Consider the following 21,775-nt stretch of genomic DNA (forward strand, 5'->3'; position numbering starts at 1 on the left):
CCCTCACCCGGATCGCAAGAGCGATCCGACCTCTCCCCGCAAGCGGGGAGAGGTGAAGCGGCACCGTCAGCGCTATCCAGTATTCCCCCGGATCGCCTGCTCGATGATCCGCGCCTCCCGGAGCAAAATCTCCGCCACCTCCTGTTCGCGACGCGGGCCGAGCCTCGTCCGAACGGCGGAGACGGTCATCGCAGCGGCAGGGCGGCCGTCCGGGGTCTTGATCCAGGTCGAGATCGATTTCGTGCCCTGCACCAGACCAATTTCCCTCATGCCATACCCCAACCGTCTCGCGGCGGTGACCTGGCCCAGCACCGTCGCAGCGTCGGTCCGGTAGGCCTCCAGTCTCTTCTCGTTGGCAGCGACGATTTTCCGGGCGTCCTGGGCCGGCATCGCGGCGAGGATGGCGACGCCTGCGCTGGAGACGCCGAGCGGTCGGCGCGCGCCGACCTCGATCGACAGCACCTGGATCGGATAGATTCCGATCCTGCGATCGACGCACAGCGTGTCGTTGCCGGTCCGCACCGTCAGGAACAGCGTGTCGCCGATCTCGGTGGAGGCGCGTTGCAGCGACGGATTGGCGGCGATCAGCAGCCGCGACGGCCGGGCCCGAGCGAGCGCGAGCTCGGGCACCTGGTTGCCGATCGCGTAGCGGCCGGTCCTGTCATGCCGTTCGACGATGCCTTCCTCGATCAGCACGTGGACGATGCGGTGCACGGTCGGGCGGGTGAGGCCGGTCGCCCGCACCACCTCGGTCAGCGGCACGCCGTCTTCGCGGCCCGCGGCCAGAATGCGCAGCACCGCGAGCGCGCGCCGGATCGCCTGCGCGCCCTGTCGCGGTTCGGTCATGCGGCGGGCGGATTTCGCCGAATAGGTCTTGTCCATAATATGGACAAGAACGCCACAATTCACTCGACAGGTAAAGCGCGCATCTGGAGATTGCGCTCCGAATCGAGATGCCGTGTACGACGTTCGGGCAAATCGACGTAAAATTGGAAGCGCCGCCGGGAGGTTAACATGAGATTAATCTGGATTTCCATAGCTGCCGCAGTGGCGATGTTGACGGGACCGGCGTCGGGCCAGCAATGGCCGTCGCGCAACGTCAAGCTGATCGTGCCCTATCCGGCCGGCGGCAATGTCGACAGCGCCGCGCGCATCATCGCGGACAAGCTCCAGGAAAAGCTCGGCCAGCCCTTCATCATCGAGAACAAGGCGGGGGCCGGCGGCATGATCGCGGGCGAGGCCTTCGCGAAATCGGCGCCCGACGGCTACACGCTGTTCGTCGGCGCCAACGGCCCGGTGCTGTTCGCGACCGAGATCAACAAGCGCGACGTCTATAGCTGGAAGAAGGACTTCCTGCCGATCACGACGATCTCGATGACGCCGCTGGTGCTCGAGGTGCATCCGTCGGTGCAGGCGACGAATTTCAAAGAATTCATCGATCTTGCCAAGCGCGAGCCCGGCAAGCTGACGATGGCCTCGCCCGGTCCCGGCACCACCAACCATCTGCTCAGCGAGCTGATGCAGTCCAGCCTCGATCTGCAATGGGTCACCGCGCACTATCGCGGCAATGCGCCCGCGGTCAACGATCTCTTGGGCGGCCAGGTGCAGTTCGCGTTCGACCAGCTCACGGTCAGCCTGCAGCACATCAAGGCCGGCCTGTTCCGGGCACTGGCGGTCACCAGCCCGCACCGCCTGAAGTCGCTGCCCGATGTCCCGACCTTCGCCGAGCTCGGCTACAAGGATTTCGACGGCCAGACCTTCACCGGCCTGTTCGCACCGGCAGGCACGCCGGCGCCCGTGATCGACAAGCTGCACGAGGCGCTGACCGCGATCCTGAAGGATCCCGCCGTGGTCGACAAGTTCGAGAAGCTCGGCGGCGAAGCCGTCGCGATGACGCCCGACGAATTCAAGGCCTATCTCGAGCGCGAGGACGCCAAATGGATTCCGATCGTGCGCAAGGCCAACATCAAGGCGGATTGATCGATGCGGATCGACCCCACCGATCTCGGCGCCGAGCGCATCTACCGGCTGATGACAGGCATCGTGGTGCCGCGCCCGATCGCCTGGGTGACGAGCCTGTCGCGCGCGGGCGTGCTCAACCTCGCGCCGTTCAGCGCCTTCACCTTCGTCTCGCAGAAGCCGCCGATGCTGGCCATCAGCGTCGGCCGCAAGGGCGCGGACTACAAGGACACTGCGCACAACATTCTCGACACCGAGGAATACGTCATCCACATCGCCGATACCCCGCTGATGCAGGCCGTGCACGACTCATCGGTCGAGCATCCGCCCGAGATCAGCGAGGTCGCGGAGCTTGGCCTTGAGACGATCCCGAGCGAGCGCATCAAGGTGCCGCGTCTTGGCATTGCACCCGTCGCGATGGAATGCCGCTTCCGGCAGTGCCTCGAATTCGGCGACGCCCGCAGCCGTCTCATCGTGGGCGAGGTCGTGATGTTCCACCTGCGCGACGGCCTCGTGAACGACGGCAAGGTCGAGACTGCGGCGCTCGATCCGATCGCGCGCATCGGCGGGCCGCGCTATGCCCGGCTCGGCGAGATCGTGACGCTGCGCGGCGTGTTCCAGACTCCCAAATCGAAAGACTGAACGCGCTGCCCGCGCGCGCCTCAAGACCATTGGAGAACGACCATGCGACTCCTAAGTTATCTCGTGGACGGAGAGCCGCGCTACGGTGCCGCCATCGAAGGCGGTGTCGTCGATCTGACCCGGCGGATCGGCCGCGACTTCTCCGATGTGAGGGCGCTGATCGCGGCCAATGCGCTGGCCGACGCGCAAGAAGCCGTCGCCGGACAAAAGCCGGATCATACGCTCGACGAGCTCGTGCTGCTTCCGCCGGTGCTGGCGCCCGAAAAGCTCTGGTGCATCGGCGTCAATTACGCCGAGCGCAATGCGGAGTATAAAGACAGCTCCGACCTGCCCAAATATCCCAGCCTGTTCGTGCGCAGCATGTCCTCGATGACGGGCTCCGGTCAGCCGCTGGAGAAGCCTCACGTCTCCGAGCAGCTCGATTACGAAGGCGAGCTCGTCATCGTGATCGGCCAGGGTGGCCGCCACATCCCGCGCGAAAAGGCCTGGGCGCACATCTTCGGCATGACCTTGTGCAACGAGGGCACGATCCGCGACTGGCTGCGCCACGGCAAGTTCAATGTCACGCAGGGCAAGAATTTCGATCGCTCCGGCAGCATCGGTCCCTGGATCGTCACGTCGGATGAGCTCGACCCGCGCGGCCCCCATGACATCGTCACGCGCGTCAACGGCGAAGTGCGGCAGCAGGACACCACCGAACGGCTGATGTTCCCGTTCGACTTTCTGATTTCCTATCTCTCCACCTTCGCCACTCTCAAGCCCGGCGACATGATCGTCACGGGCACGCCGACAGGGGCGGGCGCCCGCTTCGACCCGCCGCGCTGGCTCAAAGTTGGCGACGTGGTCGAGGTCGAATCCAGCCGCATCGGCGTGCTGCGCAATACCGTGGCCGTGGAGAGTTAAGCCATGTTGGATACTCCCACGATTGAACGCCTTGCCGCGCGCCTCGACGAGGCCGAGCGCACCAAGACGCTGATCACGATGTTCACCAAAGACTATCCCGATTTCAGCATCGAGGATGCCTACGCCGTTCAGCGCGCCTGGACCAAACTTCAGATCAGTCGCGGCCGGGTCATCAAGGGCCACAAGATCGGCCTGACCTCGAAGGCGATGCAGAACGCGGTCGGCATTTCCGAACCTGACTACGGCGTGCTGTTCGCCGACATGTTCTATGCCGATGCCACGCCGATTCCGTTCGACCGCTTTCACGCGCCGCGAATCGAGGTCGAGCTCGCTTTCGTGCTGAAGGCGCCGCTACGCGGGCCCGATTGCACCATCTTCGACGTGCTCAACGCCACCGACTACGTCACCCCGGCGCTGGAGATCCTGGAGACGCGCATGCACCGCGTCGATCCCGAAACGGGCAAGGCGCGAAAGGTCATGGACACGATCTCGGACAACGCGGCGAACGCCGCGCTGGTGCTCGGCGGCCGGCCGTTCCGTCCGATGGACGCGGACATGCGCTGGATCGGCGCGCTGCTGTTCCGCAACGGCGAGGTCGAGGAAACCGGGCTCGCCGCCGGCGTGCTCAATCATCCCGCCAACGGCATCGCCTGGCTCGCCAACCGCCTTGCGCCGCATGACGAGCATCTCGCCGCCGGCGAGGTGGTACTGGCGGGATCGTTCACGCGGCCGGTCGACATCCGCCGCGGCGACACGTTTCATGCCGACTACGGCGCGTTCGGCTCGGTGTCGTGCCAGTTCGTCTGAACCAATAAGCAAGAGGGAGCGCATCATGACCGGTCACACGCGGCGTAAGAGCATCCATATCGGCAGCTTCAAGCACGCCAACCCGATTCCGAACGCCTGCCGCATCGGCAATCTCGTGATGTCGGGCGTCATCCTCGGCCGCGATGCGGCTGGCGCGATGCCCGAGAGTCTCGACGCGCAATGCGCTAACATGTTCGCGCATATGAAGGCGACGGTTGAGGCCGCCGGCGGCACCACCGACGACATCATCAAGATGACGGTGTGGCTGAAGGACCGCGGCAATCGCGGGCCCGTGAATGTCGAGTGGCTCAAAATGTTTCCGGACGAGCATTCGCGCCCGGCGCGCCACGCGCTGCCGATGGACAACATGGATGGTGGCGCACTGGTGCAGTGCGACTTCACCGCAATGATCGACTGAGGAGTTCGCGCATGCCCGCTTATCTGCCGTTCGACCCGAATCCGCGCCGCCCGGTCAAGGCGCCGCCGCCCAAAACCGTCGACAGCCAGTTTCACGTGCTCGGTCCCATCGACAAATATCCGGAGCGCCCTGGTGCTGCCTATCGGATGCCGACCGCGACCTGGGAAGCGGCGCTGCGCGTGCACAAGACGCTCGGCATCGAGCGCGGCATCATCGTGCAGACCACCACCTATGGCGCCGATCATGCCGTCGTGCTCGACGGTCTCGCCGCCATGGGCCCGAACTATCGCGGCTGCGCCAACGCGCTGGTGTTCGCCGAGGCGAACGATTCCTATCTCGCCAAGCTGCATGATGCAGGTGTCCGCGGCGCGCGCTTCAGCTTCCGCCAGGAGCTTGGCGCCGTGCTGTCGGATGCCGATTTTGCCCGCGCCATCGCCCGCATCCGCGAGCTCGGCTGGTACGTCAAGATCCAGCCGGAGAAGGACGGCATCGTCTCGAGCGTCGCCAAATACGAGAATCTCGACGTGCCCGTGCTGATCGACCACATGGCGCGGCCCGATCCGGAAGCCGGCAGGAACGATCCGAACCTGCGCAAGATGCTCAAGCTGCTCGCCAAGGGCAATTTCTGGGTGATGCTGTCGCTCGGAGAGAAGACCTCGAAGCTCGGTGCTCCTTACGACGACGTCATCCCGATCGCGCGCGCCTATATCGAGGCCGCCGTCGACCGCTGCGTCTGGGCCAGCGACTGGCCGCATCCGGTTTCGGTGAAGCAGCCGCCCAACGACGCCGATCTGCTGGAGTTGATGTACCGCTACGCAGCCGATCAGACGGAGCTGGAGAAGATTTTGGTACACAATCCGGCGAAGCTGTTCGGCTTTCCGGATTAGGGCGACCCGTCATTGCGAGGAGCGGAGCGACGAAGCAATCCAGACTTGCTTCCGCAGAAGCACTCTGGATTGCTTCGCTGCGCTCGCAATGACGAACGCGCCATCGCCAAGTCGGCCGCGGCAGACTCTGCGCTCACCCCGCCAGCCGATCCCTTACCCCAGCCGCGATCTCGAACGAGCGCAGCCGCGCGGCGTGGTCGTAGATCTGCCCCGTCGTCATCAGTTCGTCCGCGCCAGTCTCCGCGATCAGCGCTTTCAGCTTCTCTTCCACCACGGCAGGCGAGCCGACCGCCGAGCAGGATAGCGACTGCCCGACCATCGCCTTCTCGGCCGGCGACCACAGCGCGTCCATGTCGTCGACGGGCGGCGGCAGCGGGCCGGGCGTGCCGCGGCGCAGATTGATGAACTGCTGCTGCAGCGAGGAGAACATGCGCTGCGCGTCCGCGTCGCTATCGGCGGCAAACACGTTGACGCCGACCATCGCATAGGGCTTGTCGAGCTGTGCCGAGGGTTCGAACCGCGCCCGATACTCCCGCAGTGCCGGCATCATCATTTGCGGCGCGAAATGCGAGGCGAACGCGAACGGCAAACCGAGCATGCCCGCGAGCTGCGCGCCAAAGGTGCTGGAGCCCAGGATCCACAGCGGCACCTTCGTCCCCATGCCCGGCACGGCGCGGATGGTCTGGTTCGGCTGCACATCGCCGAGCAGCGCCTGCAGCTCCAGCACGTCCTGCGGAAAATTTTCGGAACTGGTGGCGAGGTCGCGCCGCAGGGCCCGTGCGGTGAACTGGTCGGTGCCGGGCGCGCGGCCGAGCCCAAGATCGATCCGCCCGGGATAGAGCGAGGCCAGCGTGCCGAACTGCTCGGCGATGACGAGCGGCGAATGGTTCGGCAGCATGATCCCGCCGGATCCGACCCGGATGGTTTTGGTGCCGCCCGCGACATGCCCGATCACCACCGACGTCGCCGCGCTCGCGATACCCGTCATGTTGTGATGCTCGGCCAGCCAGAACCGCTTGTAGCCCCAGCCTTCGGCGTGCCGGGCCAGATCGAGCGAATTGCGGAACGCCTGCGACGCATCGCCGCCTTGGCGGATGGGCGCGAGGTCGAGCACGGAGAAGGGGATCATGGGCGGGTCCGGATGGAGCGTGCGATGGGAAAGTGAACTCGACATGTAGGGGCCGGCCGCAGGAATACCAGCCGAAACGATCATGATGCTGCGCCGCCTCCCTTACGCGGAGGCGAAGTCCTTGCTGCTGACGCATGCGGCAAATGCGCCTGCACTGAAACCGCGGGCCGCATTGCGGCGTTGCCGGCCGGCTTGATCGATGGCGACGATTTTCGTTTCGGGGCCTTTCTTTGGACAGATTCAACATCGGCGTTCATGTCGTTGCGCTGGCTGCGGCCTTCGCGCTCGCCGTTCCCATTGGTTGGGACCGCGAGAAGCGGGCGCGAAGCGCGGGCTTGCGCACCTTTCCGCTGGTCGCAATGGCAAGCTGCGGCTTCGTGCAGGCCAGCGAAAGCCTGCTCGTGCATTCGCCTGACGGCATGGCAAAAGTGATCGAGGGCCTTATCACCGGCATCGGCTTCATCGGCGGTGGCGCTATTCTCAAGCAGGGGACTTCGGTGCAGGGCACCGCGACTGCCGCGAGCCTCTGGGCGACCGGCGCCATCGGCGTCTCCGTCGGGCTCGGCGCTTACGATGTCGCGGTGACGGTCGCCGTATTCACGTTCCTGACGCTTCGCTTGTTGACGCTGGTGAAGGAAGAAGACGATCATTGATGGCGTGTGCGAGCGGCCTGCACCCCCGTTCACAACACCGTCATTGCGACCGATCATGCGCCTCGCCTCCACTGGGCACCTCGCGCTGGTTGTTGTAACCTCAGTGCAGAAAATCGTCTGGTCGCCAATCGCGCCGTCGCAAGGAGGAATGACATGACCTCGGTCGTACTCAGTCGCCGCAACCTCCTCGTCGCCGGCGGTTCCATCCTGGCAGCCGGAACCTCCAGCCTGCTGCTGCCTGCCCGCGCGGACGGCCTCGCACCGACCGAGACGATGTCGGGCGGGGCGAACAATTACCGCAAGGGCGCGGCGGTCGTGGAGCGGATCGGCAAGGGCGGCTTCTGGATGAGCGGCACCGTGCGCCGCGCCGGCGACGGGGCGCCACTGGCCGGGCAGCGCATCCAGATCTGGGCACACACCACCGAAGGCCAGGAGCACGAGCCGCAGAGTCATGGCGCCACGCTCACCGACAAGGACGGCAAGTTCCGGCTCGAGATGCCGCAGATCATTCCCATCTTCGGCCAGCCGCATGGCCATCTCGCCTATGACAGCGGTGAATTCAAAACCGTTTTCCTGCGACCGGTGATGCGGAGCGCAAAGGAAACCAGCCTCGAGGCGCACTTCGTCCTTCAGCCGGCCTGATCGCATTGGAGATGAAGGGGCGGCGACCGGCCCGGGCGAGCCTGATCTGGGTCGCCCTTGCCTTGGCCATCGGCGTGCCGATCGCGCTCGCTGCCGGAAGCGAGCAGCTCGCATGGCGCGGCCCGGTCTACATCCTGGCCGGATTCGCAGGGATCATCGCGCTGGGACTCGTGCTCGTTCAGCCCCTGCTGATCGGCGGATATCTGCCGGGACTGTCGGCCTATCGCGGCCGGCGCGCCCATCACTGGATCGGCGGCGCGCTCGCTCTGGCGGTCGTGATCCATGTCGCCGGCCTCTGGATCACCAGCCCGCCCGACATGATCGACGCCCTGACCTATACGTCACCGACGCCGTTCTCCCCCTTCGGCGTGACCGCGATGTGGGCCATCTTCACCGTCGCGCTTCTCGCGCTGCTACGCCGGCGCTTGGGATTGCGGCTGCGCACCTGGCGCATCGTCCATATTCCGCTCGCGATCATCATCGTCGCAGGCAGCGTCGTCCATTGCCTGCTGATCGAGGGGACTATGGAGACAGTCTCGAAGGCGGCGCTGTGCGTGTTGATCCTCGTGGCAACCGTGAAGGTCATGATTGACCTGCAAGTGTGGCGAAAGCGAAGGGCGCTGCGGGGGGAAAGTGTCGCGCGGCAGTAGCTCACTGGGCTCAAGAGGCGAAGCGCTCTCAACTCGTCATTGCGAGGAGCACTTGCGACGAAGCAATCCAGAGTCCCTCCGCGGAAAGATTCTGGATTGCTTCGCTACGCTCGCAATGACGGAGCAGGCTACTCCGCTTGCCGCAGTCAGCGACCGGGCGTAACCTTCCGCGATGGCCGTCAGTGTCCCCGACCTGAAAGCGTTCCTGCTCGCCACACCGTTCTTCGGCGGTATCCCGGATCAAAGTCTCGACCTCCTGATGTCGATGCTGGTCGAGTGCCGATTTGATACCGGAGCAACCGTCGTGACGGAGGGCGAGCCCGGACGCTCGCTGTTCATCGTCAAGTCCGGCCGGCTGGCGGTGAGCAAGCGGGCGAATGCGGGCAACGCCATCCCGATTTCCGTTCTGGAGCCCGGCGATTTCTTCGGCGAGATGACGCTGATCGAAATGCAAAATCGTTCTGCCACAGTGGTCGCGGAGAGCCCGACGGTGCTCTATGAGTTGACCGCCCAGAAGCTCTACGCCTGCTACAAGGCCGACATCCACGCCTATGTGATCGTCCTGCAGAACATCAATCGTGAGCTATGCCGACGGCTGCGCCGCAGCGACGATCGCTTTGCGGCGCATCAGATGGGTGACGACAAGTGATCAAGTGATAATGCGTAGGTGGGTGGAGCACTTGCGAAGCCCATCATGTTTCGTCACCGCCGCAAGGCCGCGATGGTTGGCGGCGGCCGTCCGCATGTCGAGCACACGAGCGACCCGGCTGCTCGTCAAGATCGAATCGGCTGCCCGATTCCCAGCAAGTTACCTTCGCTGTCGCGGAACCACGCGCCCCGCTCACCGACACCCTTGCTGGGGTAATTCCCGGTAATCGCGGCAATCCCATCAACGGTCTTCAAGCCGGGTAGGTCATATTCCTCGAACTCGACTCCCCGCACGCGAAGCTCGCGCACCGTTGCCTCGATATCCTCAACTTCCCAGCCCATCTGTGTGTGCGTGCCGAATGGCAGTCCGGCTGAGATGAATATCGCAAACTCGCCATTCGCACAGACGTAACGGAGTCCACCGTCGCGCTGTTCGACCGGCTCGAGCCCGAGTTTTTCCGAATAGAACGCTCGCGCCCGATCCAGGTCTTTGGCTGGAAGCCGGGTTGCCACCTTCGCGTTCCCAAGCATGCCTCTCCCCTTTTCTTGGTCTTAAGCTCGCGTAGGATGGATAGAGCACTTGCGAAACCCATCATGCATGCTTGGCCACCGAACAAGGCCTTAGCTGCGCCAGGACTTGACAAGGCGGGTGGCTCCTTTGGCCCCTGCAACTCCACCCAGAGCAAAGCAAACGAGGATACCAATGAGCACAACGAGCGTCCAATCGCTGTGAATGCCTCCCTGTACGCGACTCAGAAACGAGGTTCCGATCAGCATAGCAGCGAATCCGAGAACGGCTCCACAAAGCGTGAAGCCCACCATCGCGCGAGCAGGGCGATCAATGACGTTCGTTTCACGTCACTCATTTTTTGCGACGCCCCATTTTGTGCCCGGCTCCGGGATGATTCGCATTTGGCCAAGCATCCCCTTCCATCCACAGTTCGGACATAGAACCGCGGCTCTTTCGTCGTCGTGAGGATCTGCACCTTCTTGATAGTCAAAGCCAGGGGTTTGACATTCTGGGCAACAACCCACCCCAATTCGCTTGACGATCTTTTCCCACGCCATTTCGTCTATTCCAGATTGTCGAATTCTTGTTGCTCGCAGTGCGCTGAGAAATTCCTGTCCCAGGATTGCGACTTGGATCCACCGATAATGGCGAAAGGAGTAGGCGCAGCCAAGGGAGACCCGTCGGGCAACACACCCGCCTCCGGCAAAATCCCGTCAACCCCCCTCGCAAAAATATTCCACTTTACCGAAATTCGGAATCGCAGTATCAATCCGCCATCCCGGTCCAGGGAGAGGGGCGATCGTCCGTCGTAACGAACGTGGATCGGGGGGTGGTGGACGCGGCAGCGTCGGGCACGAAGGCGGACCAGGGCGAGATGAACCTCGTGAGGTCTTGTCTAGCGTGCGGACGAACGGCGCCTGTGTCCGGCGAAGCCTCTTGGCAAAGCCGGATCGCTGCGTACGGCAAAATCGTGTGGTCCTGGCCGTCGTTGCTACGGTCAAGCCTTGCGGAGATGGATCGGGGCTCAACCGGGTCTTCGGCCATCGCCAATTCGCAAGGCGACGGTGACAAAAAGGAACTCGTCGCCGGGGAGAGCGCGGCATAAGCCGTCAACCCACTGCGCAGGGAAGGCCGAGTGTTCGGCGTCACCTGTATGCTGCTGTGCGGTCTCTTTGCGCTACATCTTGCGCAGCAGACCGCGGGTGCCAGCCGGCACCCGGTCTTCCCTGCGCCCTCTTCACAGAGGAGGGCTACGGAAAAAGCAAAACTCGGGCATCTCATGCCGCGAGAAGGCTACTTCACGTGTGATTTGACCCAGGGAATGGTGCTGCCAGACAGGATTGAACTGTTACAGCAATCCTATCAATTATTGATTTTATTGAAGTTTTCGGCCCGGTGATCTGTTTTTGTGTGGCACTCTTGGGAGGCGCCTCGCGCTGACGGTTAGCACATTCCGGGTAAGGTCACCACGGAGGAATTTGACCGGTCTGCGAGGCATTCGGGAGCGGTAGAATTTCATCCGGCGGCTTCGTCGGGCCACCTGGCGACGATGGCATCCAGGAGAGCGCCGTATACCCCGTTCATTCCGTGGCATGTGAGGACGTACCCACCTTTCCCGGTCTCGACTGGTAACAAGGCACGCCCCAAAGCCGGACGCCGGCGCCGGCGGACTATCCGGATTTCACGCTGCCCGGAGACTCGGCCATGGCGTCGCTGACGCCGGCAGTGGGGATAACGACCGTCCGGACCATTCCGATTCCCTTCGTTCTGGCTGGCGGTTTCGCTTCTGCCCCGCGAAACCCTCGACGAAGCACGCTCCCGTCCCCATCGTCGGCACGTCGAAGCGACCGTAGCTCCGGACTCAGCCCGGATTTGCCGGCGCGATCAACCATAATTAGTATCCGCGGCGCTTGCCACCTTGACAGGATTTGGACGGTCCGGCGCCGCCTTTCGATTTCAACGGATTCACGAACGCCATGAACAGGACGTTCCTAGCCATCGAGCAGGTAGCGAGCCCCATCCGGCGGCACCACAAGCAACGTCTGACACTGGTAGGACTGGGCCTCAACCGCATCGGCAGGGTCGTCGAGCGCGCCGACACGCCTGAAATCCGCGGGATGATCTCGGCGGTGAGGCATCTAGTCCGTGTCGTGCGCCTCGCCACCGAACTCGAAAAGATGGCCGACGCCGTACGCGCCCTCTATCGGGAGCCGATCCTTGCGGGCATCATCCGCGGAGACGCGCTATGGGCTCAGTTCGAGGAGGCCGTCGAGGCCTGTCGCAACGATCCTAAAGGCGACGATCGCGCTCTGACCGAGCGGATCAACGAGCTTGCCGTCGCCAAACTCCTGATCGACGACCCGACGGTGACGGGACCGATCACTTACGAACCCGAACTCCCGGACGGCCGCCGGATCGACTTCGTCGTCGATCGTGGCGACGACAATCTGTACATCGAGGTCAAGACGGTCCGCCCCCGGACGGCGGACACCGACGATGCCTGGCGCAAGTTTCTCGATCGCAGTCGATACCACCCAGAGAACGTCAACTTCCAAGTCGAGAAGGAATGGATGGGCGGGGCGATCTATGGCAACGTGTTCGCTTCGCGATCCCACTTCATGGATTACGCTCTGGAATTCGAAAGCCGCCTAGCTACCGCGAAGGCCCAAAAAGGCGGTCCAGGATGCCTGATCTTCTGTGGCACCGGATTCGCCTGGCACCTATCGAACCTCGAGGATTTCGCCGACTTTTATCATGACGGTGTCCATCGCGCCGACGATCCGTTCGGCCCGATGGAAAAAGACAGCATTCGACGGAAGAAGATCTCACTCGCACGTAACATAGATCACTTCGCGTTCCTTCGGCGCCACGTCGAGGTACCGGCAATGGAGCAGTTTCACTACCCGGTGCGCGGTCCGAAGTTCTTCCTGCCGCAGCACTGACGCACACCCCGTCGCGCAGTATGGAGCGACGCGAACGGAATTCGTAGAAGCCATCGCAAGAGCTCCAAACTCGATTTTTAATTGGGCTCTTCCGATGGCAAATCAGCACGAGCGAGACGCGCGGTTTTACTTGCCCATCGGGAAGCTAACGCGGCGTCACGTCAACAAATTTGGCCGATCTGCACTTGGTGCAGCGTCTGTGCTATCTTCATGGCCGGCCGAACCGCTTGGCTGATCGTCGGGGCGGTTGGCGCGAGGGAATGGAACGCGTGCAAAATAACCGCCTCGGCATTCGACAACGTTGGCAACTTACGGACAAGGCGGTCGCTCGGTTACGAGACGCGTTCCGCTCATCTGAACGTGCGGTCAAGCTCGACACACTTGCCGATGTCGACAAGCGGTTCGGCTCTCCCGCGGTCGGCGGTCAACGGGATGCGCTCTACGAGCGTCTTCGACCGCTCATGGCGACGGATCGAAGCACGGGCTTCGACACACACGATCTACGGGCCGTCGCTGGTGCTTTCCTGTTCGAACATGCGCTGGGCGCCATACCGCTGGATCGCGCAGCGCCCCTGATAACGATCCTCGCCTGCCTGCAGGCCAACTCGTCAGTGCCGACGCCGGATGATCCGGTGTGGCAGGAAGTCGTCACGATCGGCCGTGCGCTTGTCGTGGTAGGCGCTTTCTTGAAGCATGATCCGCGTCATGAGGCCGTCGCGGCTGCGATCGGCAGGCTTCACGCGGCGGGATACAAGGTCTCGGTGAAGTATGGGCGCCCTTGGATGTCGCCGAGCCAGTTGGCCAAGGCGACGTCGAAAATATCCGAGTTATGGGGCCCCATCGGTCTCACGACGGTCTTCAATCAACTTGCAGGCCAGATGAGGAGAGACTGCGTCTACGACTTCGATCAGTACCTCCTCGGTCGGCACTACAGCGCGACAGGGCGCCCTGCCTCGTTTCCTTATGGCTTCATGGTGCAACTGGCGGCGCAGCTGCCCGATAACCCCGTCACCGCGACTGATCCCGCTGCCAATTGGAAGGAAGCCGTATCGCTTGCGCGCGATCTTGTCTCTGCGTTGGACGTCGAGCCGCAGAACCGGTTCTGGACTATCAATCTGGCGCCGAGGCGGCTCGATGCGCAACTTCGCGAAGTCGGACTTTACGACCACCTGTTCGGGCTCAGACAATGGTCGCTCTTCTTCGCCCCGTTCATGCTCAGGCATTTCTTCGGAGCGGCATACGATGACCGGCTCGCGAAAGCCCGAGGATGGACGGTAGCTGACATCGTGAAGCTCTGCGAGGCCGTCCTCGCGAGGACGAAGACGGATCCGGCGAAGCTGACCCGGACCGATCTGAAGATTACGGGTTTGTCGGATGCCCAGCTCGACGTGCTGCTCCCGCACTTCGTCCACGCGACGGGCCAGGTAAATGCCGGCTACGCCTCACCTCTCGCTGCGCAATCGGCCGACCTGATGTTCAAGCCGTTGATCGAAGGGCGCGACGGCACCTTCGTGGTCCCGCTTGCGTCCCTCGCCGGCCCCGCCTTCTACGAGGCCGCGGTAACCGCCATCCGTCCGGTCCTCAGCAAATCCGAAGTCAAGCACCTGGCCGGTGACGGCACGGAACGGGTGATCCTGGCGATGTTCGACCTCGCCGGTCTGCCGCCGACGTTCGCCGGCGCCAAATACAACGTCAACAAGCCCGACGCCGGCGAATGCGACCTCGTCTTCGAAAGCGAAACGCATGTCGTCTTCCTGGAGTGCAAGGCGAAGGCATTGACCCGGGCGACGATGGCAGGCGCGCCCGGAGCGGCGCTGGAGGTCTACGTCGCCGGCGTCCTGAATGCTCAGTCCCAGTGCCTCCAGCACGAACGGTTGCTGCGAACGAACGGCCGGATAGTTTTCGAGGACGGTCGCCGTCTCGATTTCCGGGATAGGGAAATCGTGAGGTTGAGCGTGACGCTTCTCGACCACGGGACGCTGCACGACGACAAGTTCTTCTGGGCGTTGGCGGACACGCTGCGGCGATCGAGAAAGTCGAAATTGAAGGACGTCATGTCTAAGATAGGCGACGAGCTGGCCAAACTGTCCGCTGTCGGTAGACCTGCCCGGAAGTCTTTGCTGGATGCGGCCTTCCTGAGCGTGGGTCAACTCTCGACCGTTCTGATCGGCGTCACCGATCTGGCGGATTTCGCCAAGCGAATAAACTCCCGCGTGACGACCAATTCGGGCAATCCGCTGCTGGAATATCACTACGGTCGCAATAGGCCAGTGCCGTAAGACCGCCTTCCGGCAACCAAAGCCCGCCGCTTGGGCGAGAGACTTGCTGGAGCGGCCTAGCCGCGTTCGTTCGGAGGACGTCGATCGACGAAAAGGGTGCCGTCTCGCCCCGGAGATGCGTCGTCGTCTCTTCGGGTCTCGTACTGCTGTTCACGCGCGGAAAGGATCGAAAATATCTCCCTGACCCGGGCTCTGCGCGCCGGTGCCGAGGTCGGGCGTTCCGCGATGGCCTTGAACACCTTCTCGTCGAGCCCGAAGAAGACGCCCTCCTCGATTTCGCGTCCCACGTATCCAGGTGCGATGTCGCCCGGTAGTTCCGCGACGGGATTGTCGAGGAAGAACGAGTAGGCCTTCGCTATCGCGTCCCGTTCGTCGAACTCGACACCGATCCGGTGCCCATCCGCGGGCGGATCGATGACTTTCCCCTCGGCTCCAGACGCCTTCAACATGAAGAAGGTCGCGCAGCGCGTCACCGGCCTCTTGCCGTTCACCGAAGTCAGGGTCGACAGCTGTCCGAGGGCTTTGGCTTCAGCGCTTGTGCTCGGATGTCGTTGACGGCCTTTGCTTTCGAAGACGTGCCTCTCGGTCCGGTGGATGCCGATGAAATCGGGACGGGATTTCGGTGTGGGAGTCGCGGCACCTGCCTTAGGCTTCATTGTCTTTTTAGGCGTAACCCATTCGCAGCCGCGGACGCCGGCGACGTGTACGAGGTACTCGATGTTCATGTGACGCTGGGCATACCAGTGCGTGAACGCCTCCCCGAGCAGGAAGGAAACGCCTACCTTTTCCGTCTGCTCGAGACTTCTGAAATATCGCGTCGTTCGCAGGTTCGGCGTCAGATAGCCCGTAGCCATCGCGAGCAGCATCCGTTCCCGCCAGAACCCGACAGTCCTCACGGCCACCTTCCGGCTCGGATAGCCGACGGTGATCAGCGATCGGATGATGTCCGCGCGAGTGGCGGGAAGCGTGTTCGTTCCGTTCAACGCCGAGAACCTGCCGGTGAACTTTTTCGCCTCGACGAGCACGGTCAACTGCGCGGCCTTCTCAAGATTGCGTCGCGCGAGCTTATCACCCCGAGTAGCGGGCTGCGAGCAGATCGAGGGCGGATAGAATGGAGGCGTAGTAGGCCGCGCTCACATCCTCGCAGAGAACCGCGTGAAAGCCGTCAGTATCTGAATCCTCGGCTCCACGTCGCGGAGATAGATCTCCGCCTTCAAGAATGCGAGTTCGTCGTCGATCGCGCTCTCGCAGACGTCCATGTACCAGGACTTGGGTCGACCGTCCGTACCGTCGTTCCAACGATAGCCGCGCTTCTTCAGCGATTCCTTGAGTTCGAACGGCGACTGCTCGGCCCATACCCGCACCGTCGGCTTACGGGCGGTCTCGAGCAGGAGCGCCAGCGCCGACGCGCCAGTCGTCGGCAGCGCGAAATCCAGAACCTCGAGCAGCGCATGGCAGTCGTCGACGGCCCTGTGGGCCTGGTGGAAGAGCCCGGCACCGTTCAGCAGATAGCCCAGCTGACCCCCGGAGAAGCCGTGCGCTCGCCAGTCGACCTCGGTCATGCTGCAGCCCCAAGCCATCCGCTCGAAGATCGACCAGGATCGCTCGGCGAATTTTCGATCGAAGCCCGCGTTGTGAGCGATCGCGATCACCGCGCCCTCGACGAAGGCCTTCACCTCGGCCTCATCAATTCTATGACCCGCCACCATCTCGTCGGTGATACCGGTCAGCGCCGTCACCTCGGCCGAGATGGGACCGCTGGGCTCGTTGTAAGCGGAGAAGACATCCCTCACGCCGACGATGCGGCCGTCCGAGGTGTAGTCGAACTTGACCATGCCGAGTTCGATGAGCTCGTCCTTGCGGTGATCGAGGCCGGTGGTCTCGGTGTCAAGCAGAATGCCGGTCCTAGTCTCCTGTCCGACGAGGGGCGCGGACAGGGGGCGCGGCACTAGACGCCGCAGTACCCGGTAGTCAGGCGATCGGGCGAGGGTCTCGGCCATCGCGGCCAGGCTGATAGTGTCCTGAAACATCGCTTCTCGAACAAGGATTCCGGTGGCCCTTCAGAGCTGCACCATACCGGCGTCGCGGGTCGCAAGGTATCGGAAATTTGGACAATTCAAGGCCTTTTCGCGCCTGCCGACGCGATCCAGTTGTGCTGCGGGTAACGTCGGTCGAAACACTACAACTTTCGGATTCCCGACCTTCAAGATGGCGCGCGACATTCGATGACGACAGGATGGACGATAATGCCGTCGGGCAATCTAGCGGCCTGCTTTTCGAGCTCCGCTCTCACGTCCGGGACTGACATCTTCGGAACCTGCCCGCGGCGGTAGTCGGTAGTGTCCCACTTGTCCGTCTCGAACCAGCCGACCAGATAGATGCCCGTCTGCGAGCGAAGCCGCACCATGTAGTCCCGGAACAGCTGCTCGTCGATCGCGGTGAACAGTTCGTCGTTCCAGCAGCCCTTCGTCTCGATGACCGCTGTGAGCGCGTCGTACGTTCTGCCGTTGGGCCGGCGGCGGACCGCGTTGACGAGGATGTCGGTGCGGCGCCCGACCGGAGCTCCAGGGACGCGACCGACTTCAACCTCGCGGTTCGCGAATACACCCTTGGTCCCGAGTTCGGTCCGGAGAAATCGCGCGATCACGTCCGTGAAACCGTTCTCGTCGATGGGACGGTAGACTTCCTTCTTCTTGCCGCCCTGTCGGTCCCATAGGTCGCGCACAGGCGTCTGCGCGCCGTGCAGCGCGTCCGCGTAATTCGCGAGCGCCTCGACGAGGATCGCGCCGAGGTCTGCCGCGGAGTTCACCAACTTGAGGGACGGGTCGTCGGCGAACGCGAGAACTTCGTTGGGAGTGGGCGGGGACCACGTCTTCAGGCGCATGGCCCTCTCGGCCAGCGTGAGGTCGTAGGCAAGCTGCGTCAGCTGCGGATGCTCGGCGTTCAGGTCGCCCAGGAGCCTGACGGCCGTTTCCGTGCCCATCGTCGCGAGGTGCCGAGGAAGGCCGTCGCGAAGATAGGCGATCGAGTCCCATGCGCTCATGAAGCCATTGCGGCGTTCTTCGCCTTTTCCGGTCGGCGGATAGAGGCGGGCGACAAGACGGTAGAGGGCGGCGACGTCGTGTTCGTCGAAGTGCCTGTAGAAGGGCGTGCCGAAGTCGAAATGCAATGCTACCCGGACCACCAGCATGCGGGCGAGCTCGTCGTCGGCTTGCATGAGCACTCTGATGGTCGGCCATGCGCGTGCCGGCGCGCGGCGGAGCAGCACGTCCACGACCGCCACGTCCCGTTCGCGGGTGGTGGCGTCGGCTCCGGCGAGGAGGGCAAGGGAGTGATCGAGCGCGGAATCGACACCGGCCTCCAGGAGGGCATCGAGCAGCGCGGCGTATTCTGCGGGCGTGTTGTCCGGATCGCGAAGTTCGGCCGAGATCGCGTCGCGCAGACGATCGTTGCTCCAGCATCCGGGCAAGTGATCGAGGATCGTGAAGAACGAGCGGCTCCTCTCGTTGCCGGGCTTGCGGACCTCCTCGCGCTCGAGACGGATGATCGTGCGGACCGCCGCGACGAACTCTTCCGGCGCGCGGTCGAGGGCTTCGGAGAGGACGACGTCCAGATCCGGACCTCCCTTTGCATCGTTGCTGCGAGGCAGGCCCACGATCACCGGCGCCCACTTGCGCCAAATCGCGTCTTCGATTCGCGCGTACCGCTCGGGCGACCATTCCTTGAGGACCAGAAACGCTCGAACGCCGGCGACTGCTTGCCGCAGGATCGGCATCGGCCATTGTCCGAGCCATTCGTCAACCCTCGTATCGGCCGATGTCAGATAGGGGAGCGCGCCGGCGACGATCCGGTCGCGGACGCCCTGGTCGGCTTCGTTCCAGCCTGGCGTGTCGACGATGAGATAGTCGGTCTCGTCGCCGAACCCGCGGCTCTTCGGGGTCACGGCGAGGAAGCAGGTCATCTGCCACCATGCTTCCCATCGGCCAGACTCCGCCTCTGCCAGGAGCAGCCTGATCCTCCCGGCCGGGTCGTTTTCGATCGGCGGAGGCAGGCCGTCCTCCAGAGCGCGCCATTGCGCTTGCCGCGCCAGCCAATCGTCCCTCATCGGCGAATCCAGCGGCACCGCATCGAACCGGGTGCCGTAGCGCGTATGCACCGACGGCGACCGCTGCATGGCGGCGTGGAGCGCCTCGACATGGTCGGTCTTCTCGTCGTCGAACACCGCATCGATCATGTTGAAGAGCGTTTCGACGTCAACGCCCGGCTCTTCCTCCGCGCCTCCCGGCGCCGTCGACAGCAGCCATTCGAGATCCGCCGACTGGACGAATTCGGCTCTCTTGAATAGGAACACGTCGATTGGACGGAGCTGCCTCCCGCTGAGCGCGCGGAGAAACGTCCTGCGGCGGGGAGCATCTTCCCGCAGCGAGAGCAGGAATTCCCTCTGCGCCTTTCGGTCGAGGCCCAGCAAGAGCGGGCGGTGATCGCGCAGTCGGGCCGCGACGTGGTCGACGAACACTTCCGTGAGGCCTTCGGCGTCGAAGATCGGCCATGCCTTGAACATGATCTCGTCGGCCAACGACCGCAGATGATGGTTTTCTCTCTGGTCGCCTGCCGCGACGAGCAGGGTGGCCCACTGCAGAGCCGGCATGAGATCTCGCGCCTTCAACGTCTCCGGAAGGGCGCGGAGGAAGTGCGCGTATGCGCCGACGAAGTGGTCGTCGGAGGGCGTCAGCAGCGGAAACAGCTGCTCGGCCGAAACGTGGTCCGGCCAAAGCAAGCGCAGCGCGTCGCCCTTGATTTCGTGATGCGAGTCCTCCGCGTCTGCGGCGCCCTGGGCGAGCGGCAGCAGCTGCCGGGCGACGTCGGCGTCGAGACAGGGCTTCAGCGCAGCGATGGCGCCCCCGCGGATCTGAGGATGCTCGGCCGCGTCAAATGCCAACTGCAGAAGCTCCGCCCTGAGCTCTGTGACGCGGCACCGATCCGCGATCAGCAGGGCGAGGCGGCGGGTGCTCACGTCGAAATGCGGGTTGACGACGACCGGCCGCAGATCTTCCGCCAGATCGGCGTGCCGTAGCTTGCTGAAGATTTCCGCATGCTTGTACACGGAGTCAGTGACCCGCTTGTTCTGCACGGCGCCGAACAGGGACCGGAGGATCGCCTGCTTGGTTTCGTCGTCGAGCCCGGAGACATCGCCCGCGAGCAGTGCGACCGGATCCTCGGTGATCAGCGCGGAGCGCACATCGGTGTCGAGAGAGGCGGCCCACGCCGCGAAGTTCGACAGCTGCGGGTAAAGACCGCCGCTCGGATGCCGGACCGCCTTCAATATCGTCGCGGCCGGAACGCCGCGGGCGTGGAGATAGATCGCAGCCAGAAACTCCCCGTATCCGCGATGGGCCCAGCCCAGCCGCTGTTCGCCGTGCGAGCCGAACAGACCCGTGTCGAGCGTTTCACGCACGTTGTCATCCGTGCATGCGAACGTCGCGAAGTCGCCGGTCTCCTCGCTGCCCGCCAACGCGGACACGGGAATGTCCTCACTCGGACACTGGCTTTCCATGCCGGTCCAGACGGCGAACTGGTTTCCCAGGATGGTCGCCGCCGCGATCCGCCCAGCGAGACGCATTCGCTGGGCGGCGTTAAGTCGGCCGCGGCGCCCGGTGTCGCGCCGGCTCTTGTTGCTTTCCTCGCACAGGGCGAGGCAACCGAGCTTGTATAGCTCCCTGCTGCTCTCGGGGAGACTACCGTGCTGCCGGTAGATCGCCAACAGCAGCCTCAACGTGAGGGGCTTGATAGCGAATGGGATGGCGTGGGCGGAGAACAGCGCCCTCATGAAGCCTTCGGACGGAATCTCTTCCGCGTCCAGGGCGTTGAAGATGTCTTGCCGGCGCAGCGGAGCGAGCTCGAGAGTGACAGCCGCTTCCGGCCACAGGTCCTCCAACGCCGCGCCCAGCGTCTCGGCCGGCCAGACCGCAGTGCGGCAGGCGATGCGGATCGAGAGGCGGTCGACGGGAAGGCCCGGCAGCTCGGCGGCGATGAGATTTGCGACGGTTTCGATGCGCAGAAGCGCCTCGTCCAGGCTGTCGAGATGCAGAACGAGGTGCGAGCGGTCCTGCTTCCAACGGGTCATCTTCTCGTTCTCAAACACTCTCTGAACCAGAAGCGCCTCGCTGGAGAACGTGCGGAGGTCGAAATAGCAGGATTGAAGCACGCCCTCCCGCGCCGACCTCTCGATGCGGTCTGACTCCTCCTTAAGCGTCGTGGACTTCCCGATGCCGGGCTCGCCCAGAAGCGCGAGCGAGCGCCAGCCTGCCAAGGCTTCGAGCGTCCGCGGCGCGTCCGGGTCGCCGGAGCCGGCAGGATCGCTCAGAAAGCCGGAATCCGAGATGTCGATCGGACCGCCCAAAGGTACCCAGAACCGGGGCCAGGCGAAGTTCGGCTTATCGCGGGTGACGTGAGACATTTGTGACTTTCCAGGGGGCGCGTTGTCGCTATCTCACCATCTGTCAGCCAGATGATGGTGGGCCGGTTCCCATAGCTAGGATCAGGTCGCGCTGAATAGAAGATTCAGGCGAACGGCAGGCGCTTTTCCGGTCTCGAAGGGTGCCGGACGCCTTCGCACGGGTGTCGGGTCGACATAGATGTCGCAAATTCGGGCCCGCGGCATGTCGGAACCATGAACCTTCGTTCGTCTTGAATCCAGCCAAGGTC

General features: G+C 63.6%; 18 protein-coding genes and 1 pseudogene. 13 read left to right on the top strand and 6 right to left on the bottom strand.

Annotation, left to right across the window (positions count from 1 at the left end):
• Positions 1 to 72: 72 nt before the first annotated feature.
• Positions 73 to 882, bottom strand: coding sequence for an IclR family transcriptional regulator (locus tag AC0L20_RS15905; protein WP_473289550.1), 810 nt, complete (start codon positions 880 to 882; stop codon positions 73 to 75).
• Positions 883 to 1,014: 132 nt separating this feature from the next.
• Between AC0L20_RS15905 and AC0L20_RS15910 the strand changes: the two genes are divergently transcribed.
• The 6 genes from AC0L20_RS15910 to AC0L20_RS15935 are packed head-to-tail and all read left to right on the top strand — an operon-like array spanning position 1,015 to position 5,616.
• Complete coding sequence (locus AC0L20_RS15910; protein WP_473289552.1) at positions 1,015 to 1,980, top strand: Bug family tripartite tricarboxylate transporter substrate binding protein; 966 nt, start codon at positions 1,015 to 1,017, stop codon at positions 1,978 to 1,980.
• Between the two features lie 3 nt (positions 1,981 to 1,983).
• Positions 1,984 to 2,601: a flavin reductase family protein gene (locus AC0L20_RS15915; protein ID WP_473289554.1), complete on the top strand. Its 618-nt coding sequence runs from the start codon at positions 1,984 to 1,986 to the stop codon at positions 2,599 to 2,601.
• Between the two features lie 42 nt (positions 2,602 to 2,643).
• Positions 2,644 to 3,504 (top strand): fumarylacetoacetate hydrolase family protein, encoded by an 861-nt coding sequence (locus tag AC0L20_RS15920; RefSeq protein ID WP_473289556.1) that lies wholly within the window; start codon positions 2,644 to 2,646, stop codon positions 3,502 to 3,504.
• A gap of 3 nt (positions 3,505 to 3,507) precedes the next feature.
• Positions 3,508 to 4,311: a 2-oxo-hept-4-ene-1,7-dioate hydratase gene (gene hpaH / locus AC0L20_RS15925; RefSeq protein ID WP_473289558.1), complete on the top strand. Its 804-nt coding sequence runs from the start codon at positions 3,508 to 3,510 to the stop codon at positions 4,309 to 4,311.
• A 25-nt stretch (positions 4,312 to 4,336) separates the two neighbouring features.
• The gene (locus AC0L20_RS15930) at positions 4,337 to 4,729 is read left to right on the top strand and encodes a RidA family protein (RefSeq protein WP_473289560.1); all 393 of its coding nucleotides are present in this window, start codon (positions 4,337 to 4,339) and stop codon (positions 4,727 to 4,729) included.
• Between the two features lie 11 nt (positions 4,730 to 4,740).
• Complete coding sequence (locus AC0L20_RS15935) at positions 4,741 to 5,616, top strand: amidohydrolase family protein (protein WP_473289562.1); 876 nt, start codon at positions 4,741 to 4,743, stop codon at positions 5,614 to 5,616.
• Positions 5,617 to 5,749: 133 nt separating this feature from the next.
• On the opposite strand, the gene AC0L20_RS15940 is transcribed toward AC0L20_RS15935, so the two are convergent.
• Complete coding sequence (locus tag AC0L20_RS15940; protein WP_473289564.1) at positions 5,750 to 6,745, bottom strand: LLM class flavin-dependent oxidoreductase; 996 nt, start codon at positions 6,743 to 6,745, stop codon at positions 5,750 to 5,752.
• A 230-nt stretch (positions 6,746 to 6,975) separates the two neighbouring features.
• Here AC0L20_RS15940 and AC0L20_RS15945 point away from each other — a divergent pair, with 230 nt between their 5' ends.
• The 4 genes from AC0L20_RS15945 to AC0L20_RS15960 all read left to right on the top strand — a co-directional run bounded on the left by AC0L20_RS15945 (position 6,976) and on the right by AC0L20_RS15960 (position 9,339).
• Positions 6,976 to 7,398, top strand: coding sequence for an MgtC/SapB family protein (locus AC0L20_RS15945; protein WP_456767371.1), 423 nt, complete (start codon positions 6,976 to 6,978; stop codon positions 7,396 to 7,398).
• A gap of 153 nt (positions 7,399 to 7,551) precedes the next feature.
• The gene (locus AC0L20_RS15950) at positions 7,552 to 8,040 is read left to right on the top strand and encodes a peptidase associated/transthyretin-like domain-containing protein (RefSeq protein WP_473289567.1); all 489 of its coding nucleotides are present in this window, start codon (positions 7,552 to 7,554) and stop codon (positions 8,038 to 8,040) included.
• Positions 8,041 to 8,051: 11 nt separating this feature from the next.
• Positions 8,052 to 8,690: a ferric reductase-like transmembrane domain-containing protein gene (locus AC0L20_RS15955; RefSeq protein ID WP_473289569.1), complete on the top strand. Its 639-nt coding sequence runs from the start codon at positions 8,052 to 8,054 to the stop codon at positions 8,688 to 8,690.
• A gap of 172 nt (positions 8,691 to 8,862) precedes the next feature.
• Positions 8,863 to 9,339: a Crp/Fnr family transcriptional regulator gene (locus AC0L20_RS15960; RefSeq protein ID WP_473289571.1), complete on the top strand. Its 477-nt coding sequence runs from the start codon at positions 8,863 to 8,865 to the stop codon at positions 9,337 to 9,339.
• 125 nt (positions 9,340 to 9,464) lie between these two features.
• Here AC0L20_RS15960 and AC0L20_RS15965 read toward each other — a convergent pair whose 3' ends face one another.
• On the bottom strand, positions 9,465 to 9,869 hold the full coding sequence (locus AC0L20_RS15965) for a VOC family protein (RefSeq protein ID WP_473289573.1): 405 nt from the start codon (positions 9,867 to 9,869) through the stop codon (positions 9,465 to 9,467).
• 1,115 nt (positions 9,870 to 10,984) lie between these two features.
• Between AC0L20_RS15965 and AC0L20_RS15970 the strand changes: the two genes are divergently transcribed.
• From AC0L20_RS15970 to AC0L20_RS15980, 3 genes and pseudogenes are all read left to right on the top strand, one after another.
• Positions 10,985 to 11,248, top strand: coding sequence for a hypothetical protein (locus AC0L20_RS15970; RefSeq protein ID WP_473289576.1), 264 nt, complete (start codon positions 10,985 to 10,987; stop codon positions 11,246 to 11,248).
• Between the two features lie 577 nt (positions 11,249 to 11,825).
• Positions 11,826 to 12,002 (top strand): annotated as a pseudogene (rpmD, locus tag AC0L20_RS15975) (50S ribosomal protein L30); the annotation flags it as partial.
• Positions 12,003 to 13,051: 1,049 nt separating this feature from the next.
• Positions 13,052 to 15,070, top strand: a complete 2,019-nt coding sequence (locus tag AC0L20_RS15980) for a hypothetical protein (protein ID WP_473289579.1) — start codon at positions 13,052 to 13,054, stop codon at positions 15,068 to 15,070.
• Between the two features lie 56 nt (positions 15,071 to 15,126).
• Here AC0L20_RS15980 and AC0L20_RS15985 read toward each other — a convergent pair whose 3' ends face one another.
• The 3 genes from AC0L20_RS15985 to AC0L20_RS15995 all read right to left on the bottom strand — a co-directional run bounded on the left by AC0L20_RS15985 (position 15,127) and on the right by AC0L20_RS15995 (position 21,527).
• Positions 15,127 to 16,095, bottom strand: a complete 969-nt coding sequence (locus tag AC0L20_RS15985) for a hypothetical protein (protein ID WP_473289983.1) — start codon at positions 16,093 to 16,095, stop codon at positions 15,127 to 15,129.
• A 108-nt stretch (positions 16,096 to 16,203) separates the two neighbouring features.
• A complete protein-coding gene (locus AC0L20_RS15990; RefSeq protein ID WP_473289581.1) occupies positions 16,204 to 17,100 on the bottom strand; it encodes a 3'-5' exonuclease in 897 nt (298 codons plus the stop codon).
• A gap of 173 nt (positions 17,101 to 17,273) precedes the next feature.
• On the bottom strand, positions 17,274 to 21,527 hold the full coding sequence (locus AC0L20_RS15995) for a hypothetical protein (RefSeq protein WP_473289583.1): 4,254 nt from the start codon (positions 21,525 to 21,527) through the stop codon (positions 17,274 to 17,276).
• Positions 21,528 to 21,775: the final 248 nt, after the last annotated feature.

Source organism: Bradyrhizobium sp. Kon58, assembly GCF_055807455.1.